Source organism: Microbacterium songi, from assembly GCF_042747925.1.
Lineage (GTDB): Bacteria > Actinomycetota > Actinomycetes > Actinomycetales > Microbacteriaceae > Microbacterium.
Genome location: NZ_JBHZIE010000010.1, coordinates 457,484 through 470,641 on the forward strand (window position 1 = coordinate 457,484; position 13,158 = coordinate 470,641).

Genomic DNA, 13,158 nt, shown 5'->3' on the forward strand with positions numbered 1-13,158 from the left:
GTGCAGGTGTGACAGCCGAGGCGGATCGCGCGAGGAGCAGGGGCGAGAACGATCGCACCCGTCGCTGGGGCGAGCTCATGTACTGGCCGCTGACCCTGGCGGCGCTGCTGTTCCTGATCACGTACACAGTGCACGTCATCGGCGACGTCAGCGGCATCACCCGCGGCTTCACCCTGAGCACGATCGGCGTGATCTACATCGTCTTCGCGGCGGACTACGTCATCACGCTGATCCTGTCGCACCCTCGTCGACGGTGGTTCCGCACGCATCTGTTCGATCTCGCCGTCGTCCTGGTGCCGGCGCTCCGACCGATCCGGCTGCTCGGCGCGCTGACCAGGATCGCGTCGATGCGTGGGACGGCCGGCACATCGATCAGGGCGCGGCTGCTCATCTACGGGTCGGGTACGGCGCTGCTGCTCATCTGGTACATCTCGCTCGTCGTCCTGGAGGCCGAGCGCGGAGCGCCGGGAGCGACCATCCGCACGTTCGGCGACGCGGTGTGGTGGGCGTTCTGCACCGTCACGACCGTCGGCTACGGCGACTACGTGCCGGTGACGGTCGTGGGCCGCGTCGCGGCCGTGTTCCTGATGGTCGGAGGCGTAGTGCTGGTCGGCATGATCGTGGCGACGTTCGCGTCATGGGTGGGCGAGCGTGCCTCGCGCGGGCACGATGAGGTGCGGCCGGCGAGCCGCGCCGACGTGCAGGAGCTGACGAAGGCTCTGCAGGAGGCGAGCGACCGCGTGGCGGCCGAGCGCCGGTCACGCGGCGCGTAGAGCCCTTCCGCTCACGGCGTAGGAGCCCGCTGGTGGGTGTCGGAGGTTGGTCGTACGCTGAAAGCGTGCTCGGAAAACTCCTCGTCCGCTATCTGATGCCCTACCGCTGGCTCTTGGCGGTGCTCCTCGTGTTCCAGCTCATCTCCGCGATCGCGACGCTGTATCTTCCGCGTCTGAATGCCGACATCATCGATCAGGGCGTGTCGAAGGGCGACACCGCCTACATCTGGTCCACGGGCTCGTTCATGCTCATCATCTCCCTCGGGCAGATCGTGGCCGCGATCGTCGCCACGTACTTCGCGGCGCGCGCCTCCATGGCCGCGGGGCGAGACATGCGCAACGACATCTACGAGAAGGTGAGCGGGTTCTCCGAGCGCGAGGTCTCGGCATTCGGTCCGGGCTCGCTCATCACCCGCAACACGAACGACGTCCAGCAGGTGCAGATGCTCGCGATGATGGGCGCGACGATGCTGGTCACGGCACCGCTGCTGGCGATCGGCGGCATCATCATGGCGCTCCGGCAGGACGTCGGGCTCAGCTGGCTCATCGCCGTCGCGGTGCCGCTGCTCCTGGTCATGGTCGTCCTGATCGTCAGCCGCATGGTGCCGCTCTTCCGTCAGTTCCAGAAGAAGCTCGACGCCGTCAACCGCATCATGCGCGAGCAGCTCACAGGCGTGCGCGTCGTGCGCGCCTTCGTTCGCGAAGACATCGAAGAGGAGCGGTTCGGCGTCGCCAACACCGACATCATGGTGGTCGGGCGCAAGGTCGGGTCGCTCTTCGTCCTGCTGTTCCCGCTCGCGATGCTGGTCCTCAACGTGACGATCGTCGGAGTGATCTGGTTCGGCGGCATCGAGGTCGATGACGGCAGCATCCAGATCGGCACGCTGTTCGCGTTCATGCAGTACATCGCGCAGATCCTGATGGGTGTGCTGATGGCGAGCTTCATGACGATCATGATCCCGCGCGCCGCCGTCTCGGCGGAGCGCATCGCAGAAGTGCTCGCGAGCGAGTCCACCCTGGTCCGTGCCGAGAATCCCGTGCGGGACTTCCCCGACCGGGGCGCGGTGCGCTTCGACGCCGTGGAGTTCACCTACCCGGGCGCGGAGTCGCCCGTGCTGCACGGCATCACCTTCGAGGCCCAACCGGGAGAGACGCTCGCGATCGTCGGCTCCACCGGCGCGGGCAAGACGACGCTCGTGTCGCTGATCCCGCGGCTCTTCGACGTCACCGGCGGGTCTGCGCGCGTGGGCGGCGTCGACGTGCGCGAGGCCGACCTCGATCTCCTGTGGCGGGGCATCGGTCTCGTGCCGCAGCGTCCATTCCTCTTCTCCGGCACGATCGCCTCGAACCTCCGATTCGGACGCGAGGATGCGACCGACGACGAGCTCTGGGCGGCGCTGGAGATCGCACAGGGCCGTGACTTCGTCGAAGAGATGGAAGGCAAGCTCGAGGCCCGCATCGCGCAGGGGGGCACGAACGTCTCGGGCGGACAGCGGCAGCGGCTCGCGATCGCACGCGCCATCGTGCATCAGCCCGACATCCTCGTGTTCGACGACTCGTTCTCGGCGCTCGACCTGACCACCGACGCCCGCCTGCGGCAGGCGCTGTGGCGCGAGCTGCCGCACGTCACCAAGATCGTCGTCGCCCAGCGGGTGTCGACGATCACCGAAGCAGATCGGATCGTCGTGCTGGAAGACGGACGCATGGTCGGTGTCGGAACGCACCAGGAGCTGCTGGAGACCAGCAGCACCTACCGAGAGATCGTCGACTCCCAGCTGGCGGTGCAGGCATGAGCACTCCCGACGTCATGACGGAAGAAGAGCGGGCCGAACTCGAGCTCGCCGAGCAGGCACGACAGAATTCCGGCGACTGGGATTCGGTCAAGCCCGGCAAGGCCGACAACTTCGGCCAGAGCTTCAGCCGCATGATCGGCCTGCTCCGACCGCACGCCGTCGCCTTCACCTTCGTCTCGATCCTCGGCGCGATCGGCGTCGTCCTGTCGGTCATCGCCCCGAAGATCCTGGGCGAGGCGACCAACCTCATCTTCGAGGGCTCCGTCTCCCGCGCGCTCGCCGAGCAGTTCCCCGCCGGCACGTCGCAGGCCGACGTCGTCGATGCGCTGCGGAGCGCGGGCCAGACCGATTTCGCCAACATCATCGGCGGCTTCAGCAACTTCACCGTCGGCGCGGGCGTCGACTTCGACGCCCTGCGCATGGTCGTCGTCGGAGTGCTGGCGATCTACGTCGCATCCGCGTTCCTGGGCTGGATCCAGGGCTATGTCATCAACATCATCATGGTGCGGACGATGTGGCGTCTCCGCGAGTCCGTCGAGGCGAAGATCAACCGCCTGCCGCTGTCGTACTTCGACAGGGTGAAGCGCGGCGACCTCATCTCGCGCGTCACGAACGACATCGACAACATCACCCAGACGATGCAGCAGTCGCTGTCGTCGGCGCTCACCTCCGTACTGACCGTCGTCGGCGTGATGGTCATGATGTTCTCCATCTCCTGGCAGCTGGCTCTCGTCGCGCTCATCTCGCTACCGCTCATGGCGGTCATCTTCGGCGTCATCGGCCCGAAGTCGCAGAAGGCCTTCGGCATCCAGTGGCGCAAGGTCGGGTTGCTGAACGCCCGCGTCGAAGAATCGTTCTCGGGCCACGCCCTCGTCAAGGTGTACGGTCGCGAGGCCGATTCTCGCGAGAAGTTCCGCGCCGAGAACGAAGAGCTGTACCAGGCGAGCTTCCGGGCGCAGTTCCTCTCCGGCGTGATCATGCCGGGTATGACGTTCATCGGAAACCTGACGTACGTCGGCATCGCGGTGCTCGGCGGACTCATGGTCGCCGGCGGCCAGCTCCGGCTGGGTGACGTGCAGGCCTTCATCCAGTACTCGCAGCAGTTCACGCAGCCGCTGTCGCAGCTCGGGGGAATGGCGGCGGTCGTGCAGTCGGGCACCGCGTCGGCCGAGCGGGTGTTCGAGCTGCTCGATGCCGAGGAGCAGACGCCAGATGCCGACGACGCCCCCGTGCCCGTCGACGGCGAAGGCGTCATCGAGTTCGAGAACGTCCGGTTCTCGTACACCCCCGAGCGGCCGCTCATCACCGACCTGTCGTTCCGGGTCGAGCCCGGACAGACCGTCGCGATCGTCGGCCCGACCGGAGCCGGCAAGACGACGCTCGTCAACCTCATCATGCGCTTCTACGAGCTGGACGGCGGCCGCATCCTGCTCGACGGACAGGGCATCGCCGCGTTCCGGCGCGACGACGTGCGGTCGCGCACCGGCATGGTGCTGCAGGACCCGTGGCTGTTCGCCGGCTCGATCAAGGAGAACATCCGGTACGGCCGGGAGTCCGCGACCGACGAGGAGATCTTCGAGGCGGCCAAGGCGACCCGGGTCGATCGGTTCGTCCACTCGCTGCCCGAGGGCTACGACACGGTGCTCGACGAGGACGCCTCGAACGTGTCGGCGGGTGAGAAGCAGCTGATCACGATCGCCCGCGCCTTCCTCGCCCAACCGTCCGTCCTCATCCTCGACGAGGCGACGTCATCGGTCGACACCCGCACCGAGCTGCTTCTGCAGCAGGCGATGAACGCCCTGCGTGAAGGCCGCACGTCCTTCGTGATCGCGCATCGTCTGTCGACGATCCGCGACGCCGATCTCATTCTCGTGATGGAGCACGGCGACATCGTCGAGAAGGGGTCGCACGACGAGCTCATCGCGGCGAAGGGTGCCTATTGGCGCCTGTACCAGTCGCAGTTCGAACACGCGTCGGCCGACTTCGGGGCAGAGGACTCGGGGTCCGCCGAGAACGTCCAGACGGGGAGCCGCGCCGAAGGCTGAACGGTCGTCGGCGGAACGCTGATCGTCCGCGAGGGACCGCCACCGCCGACCGGGTCAGTTGACAGCTGAGGTCAGACGCGCGAGGCCGTCCAGGAACGTAGCCTTGCGGGGCTCGCGACGCCATTCGTCCAGCGTGAGTTCGCGCCCGGCATCCCGATATCCCTGCTCGACCTCACGCATCGCCGCCACGAATGACGACCCGCGGACGAGCAGCGACGACTCCATGTTCAGGCTGAACGAGCGGATGTCCATGTTGCTCGACCCGATCACCGCCAGATCGTCATCGATCGAGAAGTGCTTCGAGTGCAGGATGTACGGCGCCGGGTAGAGGAAGATCCGCACGCCCGCCTCGAGGAGCGTCTCGTAATACGAGCGCTGGGCGTGGTACACCAGCCCCTGGTCGCCGATCTCCGAGACGAACAGCTGCACCTCGAGACCCCGCTGGCACGCGGTGGTGATCGCGTACACCATCGCCTCATCGGGCACGAAGTACGGACTCGTCAGGATGACCCGCTCCGTGGCTCCGTAGATCAGGGACAGGAAGAGGCGCAGGTTGTTCTCGGACTCGTACCCCGGACCGCTCGGGACGACCTGGCAGAGCAGCGCGCCGGGTGATGTCGAAGCGGGCACGGATTCCGCGGCGAGGTGCTCCTGCAGCAGTGTCTCGCCGGTCTCGATGAGCCAGTCCGACAGGAAGATGGTGTTGACGGATGCCACGACCGGCCCGGTCAGCCGCGTCATGAGCTCTTGCCACATCAGCCCCCGCGCGATGTTCTTCGGGGAATCGTACGAGCGGTCGATGAGGTTCTGCGATCCCATGAAGGCGACGAGCCCGTCGACGACGACGAGTTTGCGGTGGTTGCGCAGGTCGGGGCGCTGGTACTTCCCCTTCAGGGGCTGTACCGGCAGCATCCACTCCCACTGGACCCCGATCCGGTCGAGTTCGGCCAGCGTCTCAGCGCAGACCGAGACTCGCCGGGTCGCCACGTAGTCGGTGAGGAGCCGCACCGTGACCCCGCGTCCGACCGCGCGCTCCATCGCCGCGAAGAAGCCCTTCGTCGTCGCGTCGAAGGCGACGATGTAGAACTCGACGTGCACGAAAGCCGTCGCTCGATCGATGGCCGCGGCCATCGCATCGATGGAGGCCTGGTAGTCGCCGATGAGCTCCGCGTCGTTACCGCCGACGGCGGGCAGTCCGGTGAGCGTCTCGTTCTGCTGGACGACGCGTTGGAACCAGCGCGGCCATGCAGCATCCGTCGTCGTGATCCGCGCGCTCCCGACCATCGCACGGATGAGCGCGTCGATGCGCGACTGCTCGTCGCGCCTCTTCTGGGGGAGGCGGTACGTGCCGATCAACAGGAAGAACAGGATGCCGACCACCGGCAGGAGGAGGATCAGCAGCAACCACGCCATCGCGGCGGTGGGCTTGCGACCACGGGGGATGACGATCAGGGCGGTGATGTTGATGGCGAGGGTCACGGCGGCGCCGAGCGCCCACCACCACCCGGAGTCGGGCATCTCGCGGCCCTCAGCCCAGCAGCTTTGCTTTCGCGGCCGAGAACTCGGCGGCGTCGAGCACGCCCGCGTCGCGGAGCGCCGCGAGCTTCTGGAGCTCGCCGACGATGTCGAGCGCGGGCGCAGCGGCGGTGGGTGCCGGCGCGGCGGGCGCGGCGTACTGCGCCTGCGCGGCCGCGTGGGCGGCGGCAGCCTGCATCGCTGCAGCCTGCTGGTCGGCCTGGTACAGGGCCGCCTGTTGCTGCTGGGCATCCCGCTGCGCCTGGGCGCGCTGCATCGAACCGTTGACGGCGTTCGCCGTGCCGGCGACGACGGCGGTGCGCGCCGCGAGCCCGAGGAGGCCGGGGCGCCCCATGCGTCGGATCATGATTCTTCTTCCTCCTGCGCCGCCTGGACGAGCGCATTGACGATGGGTGCGGGGATGCGCTCGCTGCGGAGCACCACGCCGCCGGACGCCGCGAGGCTCTCGGCAAGCCGCTTGGCGAAGACGAGCTCGTAGGCCATGATCGCCGCCGAAGCACCCGGAGGGATCAGATCGGCCAGCTCATCGATGTCGTCGTCGCCGGCGATGCCGAGTTCGGCCAGTTCCAGGTCACCGAACCCGAAGCGATCTGCGTCGTCATCGATCTCGACGGCGGTGACGTCGCCGTCCTCGCCCTTCGAGACGATGATCATGTCGAGCAGTCGGACCAGCCCGCTCTCGATCAATTCGACGATGGAGGCGATGACGCCGGGGTCGGGGCGGTCGCCCTCGAAGCCGACCAGATGGAGTTCTACCGGACCGTACTCGAAGGCTGCCACGTCGTTCCTCTCGCTGGACGCCTCCACCGTAGACCCCTCAGGTCGTGGGGTCGATGCGCAAAACGGTCGGCGACTCGCCGAGCGTGACTTCGTCCACGACCCGCACGGTGCGTGCCAGGTCGTCGACGGCGGCGATGACTGTGCCGAAGGTCGTCCGTTCGGCGCACACCGCGGTGACCGCCACGAAGTGCGTGCCCGTGTCCCAGGTGTAGGTGGCGAACGGAGGAGTGCGCGGGTCGGAGGGGAGCGCCATCGCCAGCTTCTCCCCGACACCGAGGTAGGGGTTGCGGAACGACTCGGTGTCGTCGTACTCCATCGGCATCGACGCGCGCGCTGCGCGCAGCTGCGAGGTCGCCTCCTGGACCTGCGCCATCACGACGAGCATGTCGGGATCGGACTTCCACACCCACACGAGCACGCGGCCAGCGGCTTTGCGCATCAGGAACGGCGCGACCTGACTCATCGCCCACGCCGCCACGCCGTTGCCCTGGCGGTCGGTCGCACCGGTGGCGCGGTTCACCTGGGTCAGCAGCATCCGGATCGCCGCCTTGCGGTGTCGACGCCCCCGCAGCCCGAGCGAATCGGTGACCGGCACCCACTGGGTCGCATCGGCATCGGCCTGTAGTCGCGGCATCCCCCCAGAGTACGGGTGGCGCCGCGACCCCGCGTGCGGCGCGCGCCCCGGGGTCCTGTGGGCCGCTCGGGTAGAGTCGGAGCCGAATGCACCACCTCGTGCGACCCCACCCGCCGCAGAGATAGGCAGCAGAACCCCGTGACTTCCCCCGCCGCACCCGACGCCCCCGGCCCGGATGAGACGACCCCGCCCTCGCCGGCCCCCCTCACCATCCTCATCGGAGCCGACACCTTCAGCCCCCACGTGAACGGGGCCGCGCGTTTCGCCGAGCGCCTCGCCGCGGGCCTCGTGACGCGCGGCCACAACGTGCACGTGATGGCCCCGAGCAAGAGCCACCGGCAGCACGGGACGTTCACCGAGGTGATCGAGGGCGAGCCGATGACGATGCACCGCATGCGGTCGCACCGGTATCTGCCGCACGACTGGCTCACCTTCGTCTTCCCGTGGATGGTGAAGCACCACTCGCGGAAGATCCTCGACGAGGTGAAGCCGGACGTCGTGCACATCCAGTCCCACATCGTCGTCGGGCGCGGCCTGGCGAGGATCGCCCACAAGCGCGGCATCCCCGTCATCGCCACCAACCATGTGATGGCCGAGAACATCCTGGACTTCACCACCCTTCCTCCGGTGCTCGACAAGATCGTCGTCAAGCTCGCCTGGGACGACGCGAAGCGCACCTTCGACCTCACCCGCGCCGTGACGACACCCACCCGCAGGGCCGCCGACTTCCTCGAGTCGACGATCAAGATCCACGACGTCATCCCGATCAGCTGCGGGATCGACAAGTCGAACTACGCGCCGGATCTCTCCCCCCGCGACGCCAACCGACTGCTGTTCGTCGGCCGACTGACGACCGAGAAGAACATCGACCAGGTGCTTCGCGCGCTGCAGACGCTCGATCCCGCACTGGATGTCACCTTCGACATCGTGGGCAACGGCGATCAGCGCAAGAATCTCGAGCAGCTCACGCATCAGTTGGGACTCGACGGCCGTGTGACGTTCCACGGACACGCGTCCGAGGAGGACCTGCGCGCGATGTACTCGCGGGCGAGCGTGTTCGTGATCGCCTCGATCGCCGAGCTGCAGTCGATCGCGACGATGGAGGCGATGGCGTCCGGTCTGCCGATCGTGGCGGCGAACGCCGTGGCGCTTCCGCACCTCGTGCACGACGGCGAGAACGGCTACCTGTTCGAACCGGGCGACATCCCTGCGCTCGCCGCGCGCATCACGGACGTGCTCACCGCGAGCACCGAGGAGCGCCGGCGCATGCAGCAGGCGTCGCTCGACGGCGTGATCATCCACGACATCAATCGCACCCTCGACACGTTCGAGGCGCTGTATCGCGACGAGCCGCTCCCGGCCTGACGCGCCGCTCCCGCACACCCTCAGACGCCATGCACATCCTGATGTTCGCCGACCAGCACATCGAGACGCTGGGCGGTGCGCAGGTGTCGATGCGCCTGCAGCGGCGATTCCTCGAGCGCGCGGGGCACACGGTCACGATCGTGGCCCCCGCGAGGCACGGGCCGCGCGCAACGACGGCGACGCCGGATGCCGCCTTCCTCGATCTGCCGTCCGTGCCGATCACGCTCGACCGCGAGTACGCGCTGACCGTCCCGGGCCGACGTGCCGACGCCACCATCGACCGGGCTCTGACGCACCGGCCGCCGGTCGACGTCGTCCACGTGCAGGCCGACTTCTGGGGCGCCTTCCTCGGTCACCGCTTCTCGCGGCGAACCGGCATCCCCGCCGTGCACACGATGCACAACCGGGTCGATGTGGGCATCGAAGCGGTCGCACCGTTCCCCGGCACGGTGCTGGCCGCGCTCAACCTCTGGCAGCGACGATCGCTTCCTCGCCTGTCGGGGGTTCCGGTCGGATCCGACGGCTGGGCCTACCTGCGCGGTCTCGCGGCCGGCGCGCTCGCCGTGACCGCACCCTCGGCGCACTTCGCGCGGCGGCTCGAAGACCACCGGGTGTTCCCCTCGGTCGATGTCGTCTGGAACGGGATCGACGACGACGTCCTCGACGCGGCGCTCGCGGTCGCCGGTGCACCACGGACGAGCGGGAGACCACGCTTCGTGTGGCTCGGTCGCATGAGTCCCGAGAAGCGCCTGATGCCGTTCCTCGAGGCCGTCGCCGCGTCCGGCGTGCAGGCCGACGTCGAGGTGATCGGCGGCGGCGCGCAGCTGGCGGCGGCGCGCAGTCTCGTGCAGCGGCTTCAGCCCGCGGCATCCGTCACTTTCGCCGGTCGGTTGCCGTACGCCGAGACCCTGCGCCGCATCCAGGAGGCGGATGCCGTCGTGCAGACCTCGATCGGATTCGAGACGCAGGGCATGACGGTGTTCGAGGCCGCGTCGCTCGGCACCCCGTCGGTCGTCAGCGACCCCGACATCGGCGCGGAGCTCCGTTCGGGATTCTGGGCCGTCGGCGAGCGGGACGGTGATCCCTCGGTGGCTGCGCTCGCCGCGGCCCTGCGGCGGGCTGCGGAGGACATCTCCGGCGGCGCCGCCCCGGTGCCGGACGTGTCGATCCGCGAGCGGTTCCGGCAGTCGTCGCGCACCGACGCGATGCTCGAGGTGTATCGCCGCGCGATCGGCTGAGGCCCGGAGACGGCGACCCCTGTCACGGCAGGCGTGTCCAGTCGGTGCGGGTCGCACGGTAGCCGTCGGAGTGGACGGAGACGATCGTCGAGCCGATCGCGACGAGGGACAGGGCAGCAAGAACAATGAGAAGGATCATGGCAGAAATGCTACGGTTGCGTTCGTCCTGCCACGAGTGGCAGGATAGCCATGAACCACCGGATTACTGCCACGGTTCGGAGTCGGAGGAAATGACATGAAGAGCGTCGCGGTCATCGTGCAGCAGGGCTTCGCCCCGTTCGAATTCGGCCTCGCGTGCGAGGCGTTCGGCCTCGATCGCTCCGCCGACGGGATCCCCCCGTTCGACTTCCGCATCGTCACTCCCGACCCGGGTGCGGTGAGCAGCAACATGGCCTTCTCGGTCAACGTCGAGCGCGACCTGGCCTTCGCCGACGAGGCCGATCTGGTCGTCGTCACTCCGATTCCGCGCTCGACGTGGGGCGCGGTGGACGACCGCGTGAGCGACGTGATCCGGCGGGCGGTGGCCCGCGGCGCCTGGGTGCTGACCGTCTGCAGCGGGGCCTTCGCCGTGGCGGCGGCCGGAGTGCTGAACGGCAAGCGCGCGACCACGCACTGGATGTATGCCGAGCAGATGGCCGAGATGTACCCCGAGATCGACGTCGATCCCGACGTCCTGTACGTGCAGGAGGGGCGCATCATCACGAGCGCGGGCACTGCCGCCGGGATCGACGCCTGCCTTCACCTCCTGCGGCAGGAGCTGGGCGCCGAGATGACCAACCGCATCGCCCGGCGCATGGTCGTCCCTCCGCAGCGGGACGGCGGCCAGGCGCAGTTCATCGACCGTCCGCTTCCGCAGGCGACCTCGCTCTCGCTCGCTCCGGTCACGGACTGGATGGTCCAGAACCTGCGCCTCGACCTGACCGTCGATCAGCTCGCCGCGAAGGCGCACATGTCGCCGCGCACGTTCGCCCGTCGGTTCAAGGCGGATCACGGCACGACGCCGGCGGCCTGGCTCGCGCGCCAACGTCTGATCCACGCGCAGCGCCTGCTCGAGAAGACCGACCTGGGCCTGGATCGCATCGCGTGGGAGAGCGGGTTCGGGTCGGCAGCCGTCCTGCGTCAGAACTTCGCGCGCACCCTCGGAACGACGCCCACGGCGTATCGGGCGACATTCACGTGCCGATCGGATGCCGCGGCATCCGATGTCGTACCGCTCGCGTCGACCGTTCCCCAACTCGTCGCCTGAAAGTGTAGAAAGCGCTCCCAGGGAGTCGATAGGTTGGCGCGAGGGGGCGTCGCACCAGCGCCCCGGAAGGCGGCCCGTCGTGTGGACCCAGGACTTCGACCCGCTCGGCACGCTGTGGCTCTCCGCGATCGTCGCCGCGATCCCGATCCTGGCGTTCCTGCTCTGCCTGGTGGTGTTCAAGCTCAAGGGCATCACGGCGGGCATCATCGCGGTCGCTCTGGCCGTGGTCGTCGCGGTCTGGCCGTTCGGCATGCCCATCGCCTCGGTCGCCGGGGCGGGTCTTCTCGGCATCCTCACCGGACTCTGGCCGATCGCCTACATCATCATCATGGCGGTGTGGCTGTACAAGATCGCGGTCGTGAGCGGTCGGTTCGACACCATCCGATCGTCGATCGCTTCGGTCTCGCCCGACCAGCGCATCCAGGTGCTGCTCATCAGCTTCAGCTTCGGCGCGTTCCTGGAGGGCGCCGCCGGCTTCGGAGTGCCGATCGCGATCTGTGCCGCGCTGCTCGTGCAGCTCGGCTTCCGGCCGATCAAGGCGGCCATGCTGAGCCTCGTCGCCAACGCGGCCGCGGGAGCCTACGGTGCGATCGGCATCCCCGTCATCGTGGGTGCGCAGATCGGCGGGGTCGAGCTCGGCGACCTGTCGGTGATGATGGTCGTGGTGCTGCAGCTCATGACACTCGCGGTGCCGTTCCTGCTCGTGCTCATCCTCGACGGGCTCAAGGGGCTGCGTGAGACATGGCCGATCGTCCTCGTCCTGAGCGTGGCCTACAGCGGCGCGCAGGCCACGATCCTGCTGTTGCTCGGTCCGGAGCTGGCCGACGTGCTCCCCGGCCTGTTCGGCATGGTCGTGATCTTCGCGATGGGCCGTGTCTGGCAGCCCCCGCGCATCTACCGCGAGGACGGCGGGGCGGTTCCGGTTCCCGAGAAGCAGTCGTTCGGCGACGTGGTCGTCGCGTGGAGCCCGTTCTACATCCTCACCGCGTTCGTGTTCGTGTGGAGCATCCCATGGTTCAAGGGGCTGTTCGCCGCAGCATCCGTCGACGGGTCCACGCCCGCGGGCCCCCTGAACGGCCTCGTCTTCAACGTGCCCATCCCGGGCGTCACGGGCGCGATCCAGATCGCCGGCGACCCACCCACCACGATCCAGTCGATGTGGCAGTTCACCCCGCTGAACGCGACCGGCACCGCCATCCTCCTGGCCGTGCTGCTGACCTTCTTCACCACCCCGAACCTGCGCGCCCATGATCTGTGGGGGCAGCTGGCAGCGACCGTCCGCGAACTGTGGAAGCCGATCGTGCTGATCCTGCTCATCCTGGTGGTCGCGAACATCGCGAACTACTCGGGGGGATCGGCGAGCATCGGCAATGCGCTTGCGGGCGCCGGCGTGATCTTCCCGCTGTTCGCGCCGATCATCGGATGGTTCGGCGTCTTCATCACGGGCTCGGTCGTGAACAACAACACACTGTTCGCGCACCTCCAGGCGGTGACAGCGAACCAGATCGGCGTCGACCCCACCCTGCTGGTCGCCGCCAACACCGCCGGTGGCACGATGGCCAAAGTGGTCTCGCCGCAGTCGATCGCGATCGCCGCCGGGGCCGTGGGATTGGTCGGCAGGGAGAGCGAGATCCTCCGGGCATCGATCAAGTACAGCCTCGGGATGCTCGCCTTCATCTGCGTGTGGACGTTCCTGATCTCGCTCGTCCTGTAGCGCGCGTCGGGCGGCGCTGCTAAACTTGAGTCAA

The 13,158-nt window shown here is 68.1% G+C and carries 11 protein-coding genes; 7 read left to right on the forward strand and 4 right to left on the reverse strand.

Going from position 1 to position 13,158, the window contains the following annotated elements; genetic code table 11:
- The first annotated feature begins 8 nt into the window (after positions 1-8).
- From ACFM35_RS13230 to ACFM35_RS13240, 3 genes are all read left to right on the forward strand, one after another.
- Complete coding sequence (locus ACFM35_RS13230; RefSeq protein ID WP_378842749.1) at positions 9-773, forward strand: potassium channel family protein; 765 nt, start codon at positions 9-11, stop codon at positions 771-773.
- Between the two features lie 65 nt (positions 774-838).
- Positions 839-2,566, forward strand: coding sequence for an ABC transporter ATP-binding protein (locus tag ACFM35_RS13235; protein ID WP_378842751.1), 1,728 nt, complete (start codon positions 839-841; stop codon positions 2,564-2,566).
- Positions 2,563-4,611 carry an ABC transporter ATP-binding protein gene (locus tag ACFM35_RS13240; RefSeq protein WP_378842753.1) on the forward strand — a complete coding sequence of 683 codons (2,049 nt, stop codon included), beginning with the start codon at positions 2,563-2,565 and terminating at the stop codon, positions 4,609-4,611. Before ACFM35_RS13235 ends, ACFM35_RS13240 begins: the two co-directional genes overlap by 4 nt.
- Positions 4,612-4,665: 54 nt before the next feature.
- Here the strand turns inward: ACFM35_RS13240 and cls are convergent, their stop codons facing one another.
- The 4 genes from cls to ACFM35_RS13260 are packed head-to-tail and all read right to left on the reverse strand — an operon-like array spanning position 4,666 to position 7,561.
- The gene (gene cls / locus ACFM35_RS13245; RefSeq protein WP_378842755.1) at positions 4,666-6,129 is read right to left on the reverse strand and encodes a cardiolipin synthase; all 1,464 of its coding nucleotides are present in this window, start codon (positions 6,127-6,129) and stop codon (positions 4,666-4,668) included.
- A gap of 10 nt (positions 6,130-6,139) precedes the next feature.
- Complete coding sequence (locus ACFM35_RS13250) at positions 6,140-6,493, reverse strand: SHOCT domain-containing protein (RefSeq protein ID WP_378842757.1); 354 nt, start codon at positions 6,491-6,493, stop codon at positions 6,140-6,142.
- On the reverse strand, positions 6,490-6,927 hold the full coding sequence (locus ACFM35_RS13255; RefSeq protein WP_378842759.1) for a DUF6325 family protein: 438 nt from the start codon (positions 6,925-6,927) through the stop codon (positions 6,490-6,492). The genes ACFM35_RS13250 and ACFM35_RS13255 overlap by 4 nt, the downstream gene beginning before the upstream one ends.
- Positions 6,928-6,964: 37 nt before the next feature.
- On the reverse strand, positions 6,965-7,561 hold the full coding sequence (locus ACFM35_RS13260) for a hypothetical protein (protein WP_378842761.1): 597 nt from the start codon (positions 7,559-7,561) through the stop codon (positions 6,965-6,967).
- A gap of 138 nt (positions 7,562-7,699) precedes the next feature.
- On the opposite strand from ACFM35_RS13260, the gene ACFM35_RS13265 reads away from it, so the two are divergent.
- The 4 genes from ACFM35_RS13265 to ACFM35_RS13280 all read left to right on the forward strand — a co-directional run bounded on the left by ACFM35_RS13265 (position 7,700) and on the right by ACFM35_RS13280 (position 13,124).
- Positions 7,700-8,926 (forward strand): glycosyltransferase, encoded by a 1,227-nt coding sequence (locus tag ACFM35_RS13265; RefSeq protein ID WP_378842763.1) that lies wholly within the window; start codon positions 7,700-7,702, stop codon positions 8,924-8,926.
- A gap of 29 nt (positions 8,927-8,955) precedes the next feature.
- Entirely contained in the window at positions 8,956-10,164 is a 1,209-nt protein-coding gene (locus tag ACFM35_RS13270) for a glycosyltransferase (RefSeq protein ID WP_378842765.1), read from the forward strand.
- 235 nt (positions 10,165-10,399) lie between these two features.
- The gene (locus tag ACFM35_RS13275; RefSeq protein ID WP_378842767.1) at positions 10,400-11,410 is read left to right on the forward strand and encodes a GlxA family transcriptional regulator; all 1,011 of its coding nucleotides are present in this window, start codon (positions 10,400-10,402) and stop codon (positions 11,408-11,410) included.
- A gap of 79 nt (positions 11,411-11,489) precedes the next feature.
- Positions 11,490-13,124 (forward strand): L-lactate permease, encoded by a 1,635-nt coding sequence (locus ACFM35_RS13280; protein ID WP_378842769.1) that lies wholly within the window; start codon positions 11,490-11,492, stop codon positions 13,122-13,124.
- Positions 13,125-13,158: the final 34 nt, after the last annotated feature.